Raw genomic sequence first — 16,890 nt, 5'->3', positions numbered from 1 at the left:
CGCGCGTGAGGGCCATTGTCGCCGGAGTCGAAGGTCCGCTCGGCCAGGGCGTAGCCGCACGGCTCGTCAGCCTCGGCCACGACGTCATCGGCGTCGGCTCGAGTCGGCCCGAGAGTTGGCCTGGCTCAGTGGTGTTCCTCGAGATCGACGTCCGCGATGCGGCCACGCTTCGGCACGTGCTCGTCGGTGCCGAGGCCGTCGCCCACTGCGGATCCGACGCCGAGGAGACCGCCGTCGTGGCCCAGACCGCCGCCGAGGCCGACATTCGACGCGTTGTCGTCGCGGCGCAGCCCCCCGCGGACGCCGCCGTGACGTGGATTCGCTCCGCACTCCCGTTGGGCCGCAACGTCGTCGACGCCACCCTGCGCGCGTTCACCGGACCAGCGGTGCTCGACGGCGACGGATCGGCGGACCAGCCGTTGGACGTGGTCCACCCCGACGACGTGCAACGCATCTTCGTCCGCGCGCTGCTCGACCCAGACCTCGAACCGGGCACCGTTGACGTCGTCGCAGGAGGCCACACCAGCATTCGCGCCATCGCCGCCGCCGTCGGGCGACCGGTGCTGCGGGTGCCCCGGCGGCTCGCCCGCGGCGGCCCCGCGCGACTGGTCGCGACGCAACCGACCCTCGACCCGACCCGGCTGCCCGCCCGGTGGGGCGCCCCGTCGTGGACCGCGGACGAGTGCGTCGTGGACTTCGCACTCGCGACTCGCGGCCGAATCGCGTTCGGAGACAAGCTCGTTGCCGTCCCCGGCCGGCTGCCGCGCGTCCGTGCGATCCCCGCGTTCGACGCGTCGGCGCCCGACGGGGTGGTGCCCGTGCCCGCCGGGCCGGACGGCTCCAACGGCGAGTTCGACACCCCCATCGACCCCCGCTTCCCCGCCTTCATCGCGACCAACCTGTCAGAAGCGCTGCCCGGGCCCTTCTCCCCCTCGTCGGCGTCGGTGTCGGTGCGCGGCACCCGCGCAGCCGCCATGGTGATCGCCGCGCGACTTCGCCCCGGCGGGGTCGTCGAGCGCGAGATGTCGGTGCGCACCACCGGAGTGTTCGGCCACCGCCTGTACGCCGGCATCACGTCGGGCTACTTCATGGCGCTGACGGTGCCACTCGTCAAACCCGACATGATCCTTTCGGGCTTCTTCGGCCGCACCGCCGAGGGGCTTGACCTCTTCGGGCCCGAGCAGCCGCCCGTCGAGCCGCGCGGGCTGCGCAAGCAGCTGCGCGCCGTCGCGACGTTCGCGAACAACCTGCTCGTCCTGTCCGCGGGCTCGCACCGCGACTCACGCGACTTCGTCGCCGACGTGGCGCGGCTGGAGATGCAAGCCGCCAACGCCGAAGACATGGACGACGACCGGCTGCGGACGGTCATCGTGGCGGCGCGCGACCACGTCGTGCACGGGTGGGTGCTGGCGTCGGCGTCGATCCTGGTGTGCACCGCGTACGGCGTGATCCTGCGCCTGCTGTGCGGACGCGACGTGATGCCCGCGGCGGGTCCGCAGGTGGCCAGTGCGCAGTCGCTGAGCGCGGTGCACCGGCTGGCGGAGGCCGCCCGTCGCGACCCGGCGGTGACCGAGGCGCTGGCCCGCCCCGAGCTCACGCTCGACGACGTGACGGCCAAGGCGCCGCAGTTCGTCGCCGAGTTGTACCGCGAGTTGGCGATCATCGGGCATCGGGGGCCGGGCGAGGTCGAGATGCGCGCAGTGACGTACGCCGACGATCCAACGCTGCTGATGCGGATCGTCGCGAAGGCGGCGACTGCGGCGCCCCGTGGCGTGGCCGCGACGTCCGGCGTGCCGAAATGGGCGTTCCCGGTGTCCATCGCGGCGGCCAGCCAGCTGCGCGAACGCGAGGTGCGGCGCGACCGGATGGTGCGCGCGATCTGGGTGCTGCGCACGCTGTTGCGCGAGTACGGCAGCCGGCTCGTCGACGCCGGGCAGCTTGGCGAGGTCGACGACGTGTTCTACCTGCTCGTCGACGAGCTAGAGGCGATGCCGCCCGACGTCGCGGCCGTCGTCGCCCGGCGCCGCACCGAGCAGCACGACCTCGAACGGTTCGCCCCGCCCGAGGCGTTCAGCGGGCAGTGGCACCCGATGCCGTCGGCGGGCGAGGTGCTGGTCAGTGGCGAATCCCTGCGCGGCCTTGGCGTCTGCGGCGGCAAGGTGCGCGGCCGGGTGCGGGTCGTGCGGCCCGAGAACATCGACGACCTATTGCCAGGCGAAGTGCTCGTCGCGAAGGTCACCGACATCGGGTACACGCCCGCGTTCGCCTACGCGGCGGCGGTGGTGACCGAGTTGGGCGGCCCCATATCGCACGCGGCGATCGTTGCGCGCGAGTTCGGCGTGCCCTGCGTGGTGAACGTCCGCGGTGCGGCGAGCCGGCTGCCGACGGGCGCGCTGATCGAGGTGGATGGCGCGACGGGAGAGGTGACGGTAGTCGGCGATTGACGGGTGTCTATCGTGACGGTCATGGACTTCGCGATGTCAGCCAAGGGTCAGGATTACCACGATCGGCTCTCCGAGTTCATGACGGAGCACGTGTTCCCGGCCGAGGAGTCGTACGACGCCTATCGGCTGGCGGCGGGGCGCGATGACCACACGGTGCCGCCGGTGGTCGAGGACCTCAAGAAGCTGGCCAAGGACCGCGGGTTGTGGAATCTGTTCCTGCCCTCGGAGTCCGGGCTGACGAACCTCGAGTACGCCCCGCTGGCCGAGCTCACCGGCTGGAGCATGGAGCTCGCCCCCGAGGCCACCAACTGTGCGGCGCCGGACACCGGCAACATGGAGACGCTGCACCTGTTCGCCACCGAGGAGCAGTCCAAGCAGTGGCTGGAGCCGTTGCTCAACGGTGAGATCCGCAGTGCATTCGCGATGACGGAGCCCGCGGTGGCCTCCAGCGATGCGCGCAACATCGAGACGACCATGCTGCGTGACGGCGACGACTACGTCATCAATGGCCGCAAGTGGTGGATCTCCGGGGCGGCCGATCCGCGCTGCAAGATCCTCATCGTCATGGGGCGCACCAATCCGGACGCCGCCAGCCATCAGCAGCAGTCGATGATCCTGGTACCGATCGACACTCCTGGGGTGTCGGTGGAGCGGTCGCTTCCGGTGTTCGGCTGGCAGGACCAGCACGGGCACTGCGAGATCAGCTTCGACAACGTGCGGGTGCCGGTGGCCAACCTGCTCGGCGAGGAGGGCGGCGGTTTCGTGATCGCGCAGGCCCGGTTGGGCCCCGGCCGCATCCACCACTGCATGCGCGCCATCGGCGTGGCCGAGCGGGCGATGGCGCTGATGATCGACCGGGTGAACAACCGCATCGCCTTTGGCAAGCCACTAGCCGAACAGGGTGTGGTGCAGCAGCAGGTTGCGCTGTCGCGCAACGAGATCGATCAGGCCCGGCTGCTGTGTCACAAGGCCGCGTGGGTGATCGACGAGCACGGCAACCAGAGCAAGGACGCGCGGCATCTCGTCGCGATGATCAAGGCGGTGGCCCCGCAGATGGCCTGCAATGTGATCGACCGCGCCATCCAGGTGCATGGCGCAGCGGGTATCAGCGACGACACCGTGCTGGCCCGGCTCTATGGCTGGCACCGGGGGATGCGGCTGTTCGACGGTCCCGACGAGGTGCACATGCGCACCATCGCGCGCGGTGAGCTCGGCCGGGAGAAGTCGGCATTCGCCGCGGCGGTGACGCCCTAGTGCGGTCGAGCGGCGGGGAACTGGGCGGCGCGTGGAACTTTCGCGACGTCGCCGAGGAGACGGGCATCCGTCCCGGCCGGTTCTTTCGGTCCAGTGAGCTCAGCGGTCTCGACGACGGCGGACGCAAGGCGCTGTCGAGCTTCGGCATCAGCGACGTCGCCGACCTGCGGTCCGATCGCGAGGTCGAGCGGCGAGGGGCTGGCCAGGTGCCCGACGGTGTCGTGATCCACCGACTGCCGTTCCAGGAGCTCGCCAAGCCGGGCGCGGGGGCTCCGCACGAGGATGCCTTCGAGAAGATGGTGATCCAGAAGTCCGACGACGAAGACGTCGCCGACGCGGCAGCACGCTTCATGACCGACGAGTACCTGCGTTTTCCGGGCCTCCCGGGTGCCAAACTTGCGGTGCGCCAGGTGATCTCGCTGCTGGCCGACGAGCGCCCCGTCATCGCGCACTGCTTCGCAGGCAAGGACCGCACCGGGTTCACCGTAGCGACGGTGCTCGAGGCGGTGGGCGTCGACCGCGACACCATCCTGGCCGACTTTCTGCGTAGCAACGACGCCGTCCCCCGACTTCGCGTGAGCATCCTCGCGTCCCTGCGCAACCGCACTGCCGCGGTCTCCACCGACGAAATCTTCACCTTCGCGGAGGCCCGGCTCAACGAGGAAGTGCTCGGGGTTCGCGAGGAGTACCTCGACGCCGCCTGGCAGACGATCGAGGCCGACTACGGTTCGCCCGCCGGCTACCTGGACGCCATCGGCGTGACTTCCGGCCAGGTAGATCGGCTGCGGTCCAACCTGATTGGCTAGTCGTCGTCGCTGTTGAGCAGCCGCCGCTTGACCGAGAGCAATTCGAACTCGGGGCGGGCCGCCACCAGGCGCTCAGCCGCGTCGAGCACGTCGACGACGTGCGCCCGGTCGGCGGCGACCACGGCCATCCCGACGCCGGCCCGACGGTGCAGGTCCAACGAATCGGTCTCCGCGGCCGAAACACTCAGGCGCCGCTGCAATTCGGCCACTAGCGGACGCACCACCGACCGCTTCTGCTTCAGGGAATGGACGTCGCCGAGCAACAGGTCGAACTCCAGCCAGCCAATCCACGTCGACATCAGCGTTGTTGGGGCACCTCGACGTCCGACATCAGCACGCGGACCCCGCCGGTCGACAGCCGAGCCATGGCCTGGAAGAACGCGCCGGCTTCCGGGGTGGTGACCGCCGCGCAGGCCGCGTCGTAGTCGGAGTAGTAGAGGTCGATCATGCGGTACGCGGGAGTCGGCGACCCGTCCTCCTTCGGCCACACCTTCGACGCCTCGAACCGAGTGTGGCCCGGGATCTTGCGTGCGGCTTCCAACTGTTCGGCCTCGTAGGCCGCTTCGAAGTCCCCTGGGTCGGTCGGGTTGTCGTAGATGACCGTGATCTTCGTTTCAGACATTCCATCATCTTGGACCGCGACTCGACGCGCTGCGCGTCCAGGGCACCCTTCGAGTTGCCCGCCTCGTAGCGAAACCGACGGACGCGGCGCGTACGGCTACTGGGAGAGTGTCCGTCGGTTCTGCGCAGCGCTCAGGGATGCAGCGTGATGGTGCGGGCGCCGACGTTCCCCGCGTTGTCGCGAACTTTGAGCTGCCACTTGATCGGCGCGATGGGTGCCGGCGGCGGTGCACCAGGAGGCAGCGCTGGCGGCGCGGCGATGGTCACCGTCACCGTGGTGCCGACGACCTTGGCCTCGGCCCGACTTGCGGCCGGCGGCTGGGCGAGCACCGTGAACGGCGCCGTCCCGCCGTTGATGGTCAACGCGAGCGGAGCCGCCTGCGTCGCGTCGAAGGTGGCGGCGTCCAAGGTGAAGTTCGGGTTGACGGTGATGTCGAACGGTCGCTCTATGCCAGGGGCGTAGCGCACGATGACGTGCACGACTTGGGCTGTCTCGACGAATCTTTCGCCCGCTGCCGTGAACTTCCATCGCTCGCCGCGCGGTGGACGATCGCTGTCCCGGCTGGCGCGTATCAGCGCGCCGCTGACGACGATGCTCGGCGGACCCGCAACCTTGATGGGCAGGTCCAGATCGTATGAACCGTTGGCCGTCATCGTCGCTGGCGTTCCGCCGGGCGGAAGTGGTGGTAGGTCGGTGACTTCGATCAGGAAGTCGCGCACCGGAATCCAAATGTCGTCCTCCAGATAGCTGCGCTTGCCCGCGAGCGTCGGGACGTCGGGATGGTCGAGGTCGAAGAGGTTGGCGTCCGTGGGCCGCACCAAGGCCCAGATCCGCACCCGCTTGTTGAAGGGAAATGCCGCTCCCGCCGCCGGCGGGTCGACCGACAGCTCCCAACCGCTGCCCGCCGGTCGGGGGGTCACGGTCACACCATTCTCTCCGACCGCCTGCCAATCGGTCGTCTTGTGACCAACGACGGTCAAGTCCTGCTTCTCGGTGATGAATCGGGTGAGCTTCGGACCAGTTGGCACGACGCCGGACGCCGGCGGCATGGCCCACGGCACGTCGTCGGATCCGAGGATGACCTTGCTGTCGATGGTGACCGTCGCCTCCGCGGTGTGCGCGTCCTCAGCCGGGTTGTGCGAGAGCGCGTCGGGGGCGGTCACGGACCACGCCCCGGGGCTGACCGGCACCAGGTAGCAGCCGACCGCCCCCGACACGCGCGGCGGGATCGGCGCGATGGCCCGCAGTCTTGGCCGCATCGGGGTGTTCGGCTTGACCACCAGCAGCTCCGTGACGGTCGGCGTTGTTCCGATCGTGGGGCCGTCGACCGACAGTCGAACAGGTGGCGGCGGCGCCGGCGGTGGTAGCGGCACGGGTTCGTACAGATCGGCGGGCAGCAGCGCATCGCCGCCGGCGGGTGCGAACTGCAGAATCGGCCCCGTCGCACCGAAGGAGAAGTAGTCGTTGAAGGTCACCAGGTGTGAGCCGGGCGCGTCACATTCGGCCAGCGCCATGTTGCGGCTCTGATATCCGTCGACGTACGACATCAGCCGTGCGGCACCACCGAGTTGTTTGGTGACGTTGGCGTTCGTCAGGTTCGGGGCCACCGACAGCTTTGCGCTGAACTTGTCATCGACCGACAGCAGTGTCGAGTACAGGTTGCCGCTCTTTCGGCTCGCTTGCTGCTCGAGGAAGTTGCGCGGCCCGTCGGGGAGCAGCAGTTTGATGAAGCCCATGAACGGGGTCCAGGCCTTCATGTCGAGCGCGCGCGTCAGCGCCCGTCCCAGCACGACCTTCCAGTCCTTGGACGCCGGCACGTCGTCCTGGACCTTGGGAATCGCATTGATGATCGCCTGATTGACCGGGTTGAACACACTCGACCAGTCGTCGAAGTTCGTCGACAAGATCTTCCGCCGGGCGTCGTCGTCCGCGAGCACGGGCCCGAGAATCACGTAACTCCAAATCATTTGCATCAACCCGCCGATGCTCAGCATCTCGAACAGGTTGCTGTCCTCGAAACCCGCGACGCCGGCCTCCGCCGCGAGTGGGTGGTAGTCCATCCACTTGACGTCGTCGCGGTCGACGTTGTTGGCGACCAGGACGTCGCGCACGGTCCGGAATGCCCCCTGCAGCGGCAACGCACCCAGAATCGGTCCCCACCAAGTGTTCTGGAGCGTGTGGGTGAGTTCGTGGTCGGCCAGCGCATCGCCGAGGCTCCACCGGGCGCGGGGCGCTTCTGGCACCTGAGCCTCGGCCGGGAATGCCAGCACCGGGCCACCGCCCGGTTCCGGTCGCGTCACCCCGTGACTGTCGAACCCTTGCACGTCCATCACGAACTCGCCTGCGGCATTCGGCGTGATGGTCTGCTGGTAACGCCGCGGATGGTCGTCAGCGTCCGGCTCCCAGAAGTACGACGAATCGCTCTTGGTGATCTTCAGCTCGCTCGACAGCAGCCAGTAGTCCGCGCCGGACACGGTGACGGGCTGCCAGTAGTCGTTGAAGTCCGGATGCATCTCTCGCGGTGGCGGTTTCACGTTCAGGAAGAAGCGCCAGCCACTCGGCTGTCGGTCGGCATTGAATCCCGAGGAGACCGTGGGCACCACCCCCATGATCGAAGCCGGCCACCCGCCGTAGCCGCTCGGCTTGGCTCCGCCGTCCCACTTGAGGAAGCGCGCCGAGGACAGTTCGGTGCCGACCGTCGATCCGTTGGGCGTGCATTTGGTCAACGTGAATGGTGCCGTGCCGATGAGCTCGTCGACCATGTCGACCCCTACGGTTCCGACGGCGGAGACTTCGCGTACCCGACGGGGCGCGGCATCGATGAGCACGGGGTGCTTCTGCGCGAACAGAACGGTCGAGGTCACGTTGACGGTGAGGGCGTCACCGGTCTGGGCGATGTTGGTGCCCTTGTCCTTGTCCCGGTCGCTCTCCTTGAGGCCGGCCACCTTGACCGGGCCTGCGGGCAGTCCGGCGAGGGGTTCGTCGAGAGTGATCGAGGCAGGTACCGCGGGCGAGCCGGGGACACCACCGGCGCCGGGCGGCCCCGCATCCACTGCGGCGGCGACCGACTCAATGCGACCGTACCGGGTCGGCTGCCCGGTCGCGGTGACCTGGACGAGGGCGCCCGCCTTGAACGGCTGGTCGCGGGCGAAGGTGAGCTGCGCCGGATGGCCGGCGGGGTCGGCGTACGTCGCGTTGGCCGCAATGCCGTCGGGGGCCAGCCGGTAAAGAGCGGATCCAGCGACCGTGGCGCCACCGAGCGTCGGGGACACCGTGAGCGCCATGCTCACCGACTTCACCGCGGAGTAGGCGTTGGGACGTTCGGCGGCCGGCGCACCGCCGCTTGGCGCGCAACGGAATACGTCACCGACCGCCACCTGATGCGGCGGCGGCGGCGCGAGATCGAGCTTGTCTGCAGCACCCGCCCGCGAGGCCCAGCCCGCGCTCGTCACGGCCGATACCGTCATCTTCTGCAGCACGACGTTGCCGCGGAGGTCGGGACGCGTGCTGAATCGCCTGGGCAAGTCGTGGTCGAGGATCGCGACGGGCTTCTTGCCGGGCACGACGGTGAGCACGGCCCCGTATGCGGCCGCCAGGTCGCCTGCGGATACGCCAACCACGGTGCCGGTGGCGACGCCGGAGTCGCTCTTCGGGTCGACGGCGAACCACACCTCGGGTATCAGCTTCGCGGTGCTGGTCTTTGCCGGGGCCACCTTGAGGTACTCGTCGACTTTCAGCGTGCCGCCATCGCCGACCGACCGCGGCGCTGGCATCGACTCCGGCATCGGATGGGCAAGGAAGACCGAACCGCGGACGTGCGGGGAGCCGGGCTTCGCTCGGTCCTCGAAGCTCTGATCGGCGGTGCCCCGCAGGCCGACCGCATTGCCGGGTCCACGCGTCCACCAGCTGCCATACACCCTGTCCCGCCGGTCGCTGTCGGTGCTGGTGATCACCAGGATGGAGCCGTTGGACTTGTCCGAGAACCGGCCCGGGCCAAAGCTGGGCTTGCCGTCCGCGGTGTTCGGTGCGCCCGCGATGTCGTCCAGTTCGAGCACGCGCGCCCGGTCCAGCTGATGGAAGTAGTGCCGACTCTCCCACGCCACGTAACCGATGGTGATGCAACGATCGCCGCCGACTCCCGCGAAACCCCTTGGCACGAAACCGTTCAGCGCCAGCCCCATGGTGCCCAGCCGCGAGCTCCCCGTCGCCAACCGCAGCCCGAAGATCGAATGCTGTGGCCAGAGGTGCCTGCCGCCGATGTACCCGCAGATCCCGATGACCTCGGCGTAGAAGTTGAGCGGGGCGAACAGGAACAGCGACAGCGAGGTCAGCGTGGCACCCCAGGTCGGGCCGAGGATCAGGGTCAGGATGAAGTTGAACACCGCGAAGTGTCCGTCGCGGTCCGGCCGGCTCAGCGGATCGTACTGGCTCAGTGCATACGCGTGAATCCCCGCGGCGGGCCATTCCTTCGGCAGTTCCCCGGCAGACTGCCCAGCCAGCCGTCGTGGGTCGTCGGGCTCACCGTGCCACGGATCCGGGGTGAGGAACGAGCCGGTCTGCGGATCGAGTTCGCGTGCGCCGAAACAGATTAGCGACGTGTTGCCGTCGGCGATGTGGCCGAACAGCGTGGGACGCCAGCCCACGCCCTCCTCGACGTGACCGAAGGGTGGCTGGATCGCGTCGTCGAACCGCCAACCGGTCGTCGCGTTCGCCACCCCGAGCAGCGTGCCGAACGGATCGGTGAGGTAGATCTCGTCGATCGCATCGTCGCCGTCACAGCGGGCGATCACCCGCCCGTTCCACCACAGGAAGCGGTAGACGGGCGCGCCCTCTGCGGTCGTGACCGCCCACAGCCGTCCCGTCGGGTCGCGGTGCTCGCGATACTCGATGCCGTCGACGGCCACGGAGATCCGTCGACCCAGTGCGTCCCAGCCGTATTCGACGATGCCTTCCGGTGACGTCACCGCGATGAGCTGGCCCAATTCGTCGTAGCCGTAGGTGGTTACGTGGTCCCGGCACACCCTGGCCACCCGCCGCCCGTTGGCGTCGTACTCGTATCCGAACGTCCGCGTCGGCCCGATGAGCTTGCGGATGCGGCCGCCTTCGTCTGATCGCACGACGGTGCGCACGCCGTCGGTGACCAAGCCGCTCAGTTCATCGCCGGTGTACTGGCGAACGTGGACCGTCGGGCGCGCATCGCCACGAAGCGGTGTCTCGGTCCAGGTGCTCAGCCGTCCACGTTGATCGCGGGTGTAGTCGAGCACCCGGCTGCCGTGCCACGTTCGCCGAGTGACTCGATCCGCGACGTCGAGCTCGACGTCGACGAGCGGGAGTCCGTCGCCGTCGCGCCACCCCAGGCCGGAGTCGCGCGCCACTTCCGACCAACCGACGCCGCCGCCTGGCGCGGTCGCTAGCGGGACGTAAAAGGCGTCGTGGCCCGGTGATTCGACGATCGACACGAGCACCCGTCCGTCAAGCCCGCCGAGCTCCCAGCGGCCGTCGACCCAGCGGCAGCACACGTCGTCGTAGCCGGGCGTGGTGACCCGCCGCGGGCGTCCCTCGTCGTCGGCGTCGATCCGCAGCACCTCGCCATCCCGCTCGACCCGGACGCTGCGCTCCCGCAGCTCGGTGCGAGTGGTGCCGCCCCGATCGGTCGCGGTCAAGCGATGTGTCCCGTCGATCTCGGCCGCCTGCGCCGGGGTCAGTCCCACCGCCCGCAGCGCCGCGGGCACGGTGACCGGAGTCGCCAAGGTGAGCAACGGCGTGCCGTCGCCGGTCGTTACGCCGAAGCTCCCCCCGGAGTCGTCGCGCCGCACATCGAGCACGGTGCCGTCGGCCAGCTCGACACGAACGACTCGCCCGGCGTCGTCGCGCCACACCCGGCGCCTGCCACGGGCCGGGTCGTCGAGCACTTCCTCGACCACCTGCGGCTCCGTCCGATGATCCGTCGTCGTCATGTCGACCTCATCCCACGCTCACGCTCACCGAGACACCCCCAGAGATCCGCGCGAGTTCGTCCAACAGCGCGTTCCACTCCCGCTGCACGCCGTCGAGGACGGTCGCGAAGTTCAGTTTCAGCTCGTCGACGGCACCGACCGCGAAGGTGAGATCGATGCTGGCGATGGTGTCCAGCGCGACGGTGAACTGCTTCGTCTCGGCCACCAACGGCGAAAGTAGGTCGCTCGGCTTCATCGTCTCGAGCTGAGCCTTGACGGGGGCGAACGGGTCCGCACCCGCGAACAGCGTGGCCGGTGACAGCGCTGCGATGCGGGCGATGCAGGCGTCGAAGACGTAGCCGAGTTCCGCGGCGAGTGCCGCGGGCGAATGCACGGCCAGCAGGGAGATCGCGGCGTGCACGACGGCGCGTACCTCGTCCTCGATTGGGGTCGGGTCCAATGCGGTGAAGCGGGCCAAGACGGCGTCGATGCCATCCTGCAGCCGCTTGATGACGCTGGCCGGCATGAGCGGCTCGATGCTGGCGAAGACCGCGTCGACCACCAGGAAGAGCCCGTTGGCAAGCTCGGCGGCCAGCGCAACGAAGCGCGCTTCGATCCTGGCCCCGATGGCGTCCAACTGGTCGGCGAGGTCGGATGGATCGACCCGGTCGAACACCGCATCCAGGAACGCGTCGATGGCCGCCAAGGGGTCGAGGCCGCCGGTGACGAGCTCGGCGGGCAGCGCCTCGTCCAGCGCTCGACCGAGTAGCCGCAAGCTGCGGCCAAGCGCGGCCGAATCGGCTGTGCCGCGCAAGCTGCTCGCTTGCTCGGTCGCCTCGGCGTGCGCGTCGACGTGCACCCTGGCGTCGAACTGCACGGCCCCTGCCGACGCGGTCAGCTGTACCCGCGCTCCGGCGCTCACGTCCAGCGTCTGCATGGCCATCTGGAAGGACTCGAGGTCGGTGCGCAGTTGCGCAAGTGGACCGGAACCGGACGTCGGACTGAGCCAGGCCATCCTGGTGTCGACGGCATCGCCGAGCCGAACAGCGAATCCAGTTGCGGTGTCGGTTAATTCGCGCAGCCCGCGCGTCGCCGCGGCGAGTTCGGCCAAGACCGGGCCGAGCACGCCTGCGCCGAGCCGGGCCAACTTGACGCGTACCTCACCGAGGAACAATGCCAGCGGCCGAAGCACGTCACCGAGCTGAAAGCCAGCCGCGGCCACCGCGGCGGGGGCGGCGCCGGAGAGCCCCTCCTGCAGTCGCCCGCCAAGCCTGCTGCTCATCTGGTGCGGCATGTCCGCGAGACCGCCCAACACGCTGTGAAGTGTTGCGGCGACGTCGATCTCGTCGAGCAGCTCGTGCAGGGCCCGGTACGCGGCGTGCACCGGCGCGAAGAGTGGCGCGGGGTCGAGCGCTGCGGTCAGCTCGCGGACCAGATCCTGGAATCGCGCCTCCAGCGGCGCGACCAAGGTGCGTGGATCGAGTGCGCGGAGTTCGGTGACCGCGTCATCGAACAGGCGCTGCACGGCGTCGATCAGTGGCGCCAAGCTGAGCCCGTCGAGCGCGGCGACGAGGTCGGCGAACGGCGGGTCGAGTTCGGCGATGAGCGCCGCTGGGGTGGCCTTGGCCAACGCCTCGCCTGCGACGTGCCAGGTACCTTCCAGCGGCGCGACGAGGGCGCTGACGTCGATCGTCGCTACGGCGTCGCCGAACGGTGCAGTGAGCTTCGCCGACAGGTCCAGCTCCCGCAGCACGGCCGCCGCCGCCGCCACGACGGCCTTGACCGGCTCGGGTACGTCACCGCCGCCGACCGCGTCGGCGACTTGCTCGCGAATACCGTGCAGCAAGTCCAGCGTCGCGGTGCCTGCCACGTCGAAGTCGATGCCGTTCAACTGATCGACCACCTGCTTGAGCTGGTCGGCGACTTGCTCGACGAACGGCACCAGACGCTCCACGATGTCGCCGAGCGGACCGATGACGGCCGCTACCGCGTCGCGTACGGGAGTCACGTCGACGTCGGCGAGCAAGTCGTTCAGCTGGTCCACCACGGTGCTCACCGAATCCGTCACGGCGCTCGTGTCGAGCGTGCGGATCTTGGTCTCCAAGTCGCGAATTGGCGCGACCGCCTCGTCGAGGAAACTGAACCCGTCGAAGGACAACACCGCCTGCTGGCAGCCGACCAGCGCTGCCACCGCGTCATCGCGGAGTTTCCGCAGTGGCAGCCGATCCAGCTGGGCACCGGCCTGCGCGAACACCTCGTCCAGCCCGGAGAGCAGGTCGGCGAGCTGGTCGAGCCCGGCCGCCGCGAGGAGTTCGTCCTTCATCGCCGCGATGGCGGCTGTCACCGCGGCGCCGTCGAGCTGCTCGAGGAATTGGGCCATCCCATCGAGCGAGGCGACGAGCTCGCGGGGCATGTCCTCGCCAGGCAGCGGGAGCGCCGCGACGAGCCCGTCGAGCGATCCGGTCAGGTCGAGCCCGGACAACAGGTTCCCCGCGGTGCGCAGGTCGGTGCCAAGTCCGGCCGCGAACCGCGGCAGCGCGGTCCCGACGACGTCGACCGCAAACCCAACCTCGTCGATGGCCTTCAGAAGCGCCGACACGTCCACCACCGGGACGGCCATCAGCTGATAGGCGGCGTCCAGCCGCAGGTGGACCGCGTCGACCGCAATTTGTAGCGGACCGGCGTCGCCCGCGCCGACCACGAGCGCGAGCGCCGATTCGGCCGCGCCGACCAGCCGGCCCACCGCGGCGATGTCGAGCCCGGTGAAGACCGTGCCGAGGATTTCGAGCAGCTCGGCCGGTTTCGGATCGCCCGCAAGCGCCGACAGCGCCCGCATGGGTCCCGCGAATTCGTCGGGAATGGACACGTCGAAGGCACCAACGGCGCGATCGGTGATCTCGCCAAGCAGCGTCTCCAGATCGAGCGAGCCGCTCAGTGCGCGGAACACCCGGTCCAGCACGGCCTTGCCGTCGCCGCTGCCGCTGAACACCGCCGCGGGGACGGCCAACCCCTCGGCGAGCCGCTCCAATCCTTCGACCACCTCTTCGAGTCCGCTGAGGTCGGGCAGCGTGACCAACGAGCCGAGTGCCGAAAGTGCCTGCCCACCAATCTGATTGATGGACGTGGCGTCGAGCCGCACCTGGCCCGCCGCCTCGAGCGCGATACCGAGATCACCGAGCAGTGCGGCGGGGTTCAGGTCGCCGAGGGACAGCTGCTGAGCTTGTTCGATCGCGGTGCGGGCGCGCGCAAGCGTGGCATCGATCTCGGCGAAGTCGAGGCCGTTGAGCTCTGCTTCGAACGTCACCATCACGTCCCCCGCGGGTAGCGCAGTTCACCGTCGGTGAGCTCGACGGTGCAGAACAGTGCGCTGGCCAGCACCGGTGCCTCCGAGCCGAAGGCCAGCGCGGGGAGCGCAGCCCGCTGCGCGCCAACGAGAGGTTGATCGACGGTCAGCAACGTGGTGCCGCCGAGCACGATCGGCCTGCCGCCGGGATCGGGGTCCACGACGACGATGCGAATAAGGGGCTCCGGGTCCGACACCCAGTACACGGCACCGGTTCCGGCGCTCACCTCGATCGCGACGGGCGCCTCGACGTGGATCGGTTCGGGGAGGTCGACCCAAATCACCCCAACGGCGGTCGACGCGTCGACGGTGGCCGTGCCTGGCGTGCCGAGCGCGGCCACCGACCCTGGCTCGGACGTGGTGCCCGCCGGCACCAGTCGCACCAGCAGGGCGGTCGGCTCGGGGCAGAAGCCGATCAGTCCGATTCGACTCACCCGCTCGTCGCGCAGCGCTTTCGGCGGAAGCACTCGAAGGACTCGGTCCTGGCGGACGACGATGCCGCGGTGCGCGCCGACCGGAGGCAGCGGATCCGAGACGTCGGCCATTCGCTGCCCGAGGTAGGTCACCTTCACGTCGGCGACGACGGTGCTTGGCGCGGACGGCGGCAGCGGCGTGGCAAGCGGCAATGGCACTGGCTCGCCGGCCAGTTCGACGGTGACGGAGCCTGGCAGGTCGCGGATCAGCTCGCCGGCGACGTCGCTGACCTCGAACCGGACCTTGCTCGGGAACTTGCTCGTCAGGGTGAGGCTGCCGGTGATGGGGCTGCCCGCGGCGCGCAGCGCCTCGGCCGCGCTCGAGACCGCGACCGTGACGTCGGGGCGCTGCGCCATGCCAGCGGGCATCGCCCCCGACCAGTTCCACAGCGTCGTGCCGTCGGGTCCGGTGAGCGTGAGATCCACGGGAGTGCTTGCCGCCCAGCCAATCACCTTGCCGACGGTCATTGCATGCTTGGCGAACTTGTCGGGGGTGGCGCCGTCCACGACGGAGAGCCGAATGGGCCCGGTCAGGTCCGGCAGCCGGAGCACTCCGTCGGCGAAGCTCGCTCCGGTGAGCGTCGGCGGGATCTCCTTCTGGCGGTCGACGGGCGGAACCGACAGAATCGGCGCCGCCCAGCCGCCGCGCGGATCGGGCAGGCTGACCACCAGCCGGCGCGCGGCGGCTTTCAGCTGTTGCTCGCTGCCGAGCGCGACGTTCTCCGATTTCAGTCCGGTGAGGTTGAGCGCCCTAAGCTGGCGTCCGCCAGGCACTTTGACGACGAGCCGATCGTCCTTGAGCTCGGTGGCGAGCTCGCCAAGCGGATAGCCGCCGAAGTCGTCAGCCGCGTCGGCCTGCACGTCGATGGTGATCGGGGCGAGCTCGAGGCGGTCGATGCCTGCCAGCACAGTGCCCCAGTCGAACGGGAACTCGAGCCCGGAGGCGGGCACGTCGACCAGCGCAGGCAGCATCCTGACGCCCGCGACCGAGATCTCGGCGCTGAAACTCGAGGCGACCGCGGACGCACCCGAGCCGACGGTGTCGAGCCGCACCACCTGCCGCGGCGCGTCGAGCAAGGAAAGGACGTCGGCCATCCCCGCGAAGTTCACTGGGACACCGCCAGCGGGAAGCGGGCCAGTTCGATGCCGACCGCCGGACCCGCGCCCGTGTCCGCACGGGCAACGCACACCACCAGTTCGTCATCGGCCGGCGTGCCGGGCGGCTGGTAGCTGAGCACTGCGGTGTCGTTGGTGACGGCGACGAGCCGGCTGCCCTGTGGTCCCGCCGCACCGCCGGAGATCGACCCCGCTCCGGGACGGCCGCCGGCATCGACGACGCGCACGACCAGCTCCCCGAAGGGGCTGGTGGTCTGGGCGGCGCCGGTAAGCACGGTGGTCCCCGCCGCTCCGACCCGCAGGGTGAGCGCGACGGCGGGGTCGCCGGGGCGTATCAACAGCGGCCACGGCTGCAGGCCGATCGGTAGCGAGGCGGTCCGCACCAACGCGGAAGCGATCGCCACGCCCGTGATGCCTGGCGCATTGGGTGGCCAGAACCAGCCTTCGGCCCGCAGCTCGACCGCGGGCAACCCGTTCGGTTCGGGGGTGACCGACGCGGCCGCGGCGACCTGTCCGTCGAGCACGAAACCGGGGTCTCCCGGTGCAGTCAGCGCACTCGCGCTGCGCAGCTCGGGTGCGTCGAGTTCGTACAGCAGCGCGTCGAGCGCGGCCATGGTGTCGGCCCTGGTGTCGGCGTCCCCGGGCCGCACCTCGATCCTGATGGCGCAGCGGAGCCGGACCACCCGTCGGGGGTCCGTCGCTCCGGGAACCCGTTCCGGCCTGCGCCCGGTGCCGAAGTTCTCTTCGACCGCGTCCACTCTGTCCACCCCGACCAGCAGCGCGGTTGAGGTGGTGTCGGCGGGTCCGGGAGTGACGAACACCCGGCCAGCCAACGGTCCGCTCAGCCGGCTGCCCAGTACGTCGGCGAGGCGGGTTTCGAGGTCAGCGAGCATGTA

9 protein-coding genes are annotated in these 16,890 nt (G+C 69.6%); 3 read left to right on the top strand and 6 right to left on the bottom strand.

Going from position 1 to position 16,890, the window contains the following annotated elements; all coding sequences use genetic code 11:
* The first annotated feature begins 5 nt into the window (after positions 1 to 5).
* From SLQ33_RS06755 to SLQ33_RS06745, 3 genes are read left to right on the top strand one after another with little or no spacing between them, the layout of a single operon-like run.
* Positions 6 to 2,444: a PEP-utilizing enzyme gene (locus tag SLQ33_RS06755; RefSeq protein WP_319453027.1), complete on the top strand. Its 2,439-nt coding sequence runs from the start codon at positions 6 to 8 to the stop codon at positions 2,442 to 2,444.
* 33 nt (positions 2,445 to 2,477) lie between these two features.
* Positions 2,478 to 3,698, top strand: coding sequence for an acyl-CoA dehydrogenase family protein (locus tag SLQ33_RS06750; RefSeq protein WP_319453274.1), 1,221 nt, complete (start codon positions 2,478 to 2,480; stop codon positions 3,696 to 3,698).
* Positions 3,698 to 4,504 (top strand): tyrosine-protein phosphatase, encoded by an 807-nt coding sequence (locus tag SLQ33_RS06745; protein ID WP_319453026.1) that lies wholly within the window; start codon positions 3,698 to 3,700, stop codon positions 4,502 to 4,504. Before SLQ33_RS06750 ends, SLQ33_RS06745 begins: the two co-directional genes overlap by 1 nt.
* On the opposite strand, the gene SLQ33_RS06740 is transcribed toward SLQ33_RS06745, so the two are convergent.
* The 6 genes from SLQ33_RS06740 to SLQ33_RS06715 form a co-directional block, all read right to left on the bottom strand.
* Positions 4,501 to 4,803, bottom strand: coding sequence for a DUF503 domain-containing protein (locus SLQ33_RS06740; RefSeq protein WP_319453025.1), 303 nt, complete (start codon positions 4,801 to 4,803; stop codon positions 4,501 to 4,503). The genes SLQ33_RS06745 and SLQ33_RS06740 overlap by 4 nt on opposite strands.
* On the bottom strand, positions 4,803 to 5,126 hold the full coding sequence (locus tag SLQ33_RS06735) for an EthD family reductase (RefSeq protein WP_319453024.1): 324 nt from the start codon (positions 5,124 to 5,126) through the stop codon (positions 4,803 to 4,805). The genes SLQ33_RS06740 and SLQ33_RS06735 overlap by 1 nt, the downstream gene beginning before the upstream one ends.
* Positions 5,127 to 5,257: 131 nt before the next feature.
* Entirely contained in the window at positions 5,258 to 11,083 is a 5,826-nt protein-coding gene (locus SLQ33_RS06730) for a hypothetical protein (RefSeq protein WP_319453023.1), read from the bottom strand.
* A gap of 7 nt (positions 11,084 to 11,090) precedes the next feature.
* Positions 11,091 to 14,366: a hypothetical protein gene (locus SLQ33_RS06725; RefSeq protein ID WP_319453022.1), complete on the bottom strand. Its 3,276-nt coding sequence runs from the start codon at positions 14,364 to 14,366 to the stop codon at positions 11,091 to 11,093.
* Between the two features lie 2 nt (positions 14,367 to 14,368).
* On the bottom strand, positions 14,369 to 15,988 hold the full coding sequence (locus tag SLQ33_RS06720; protein ID WP_319453021.1) for a hypothetical protein: 1,620 nt from the start codon (positions 15,986 to 15,988) through the stop codon (positions 14,369 to 14,371).
* Entirely contained in the window at positions 15,985 to 16,887 is a 903-nt protein-coding gene (locus SLQ33_RS06715; RefSeq protein ID WP_319453020.1) for a hypothetical protein, read from the bottom strand. Before SLQ33_RS06715 ends, SLQ33_RS06720 begins: the two co-directional genes overlap by 4 nt.
* Positions 16,888 to 16,890 lie beyond the last annotated feature (3 nt).

The organism is Mycobacterium sp. RTGN6, from assembly GCF_033804605.1.
In the GTDB taxonomy this organism is placed as follows: domain Bacteria; phylum Actinomycetota; class Actinomycetes; order Mycobacteriales; family Mycobacteriaceae; genus Mycobacterium.
The sequence above is the reverse complement of the archived record's forward strand: the minus strand, read 5'-3'. Positions and strand labels throughout refer to the sequence as shown.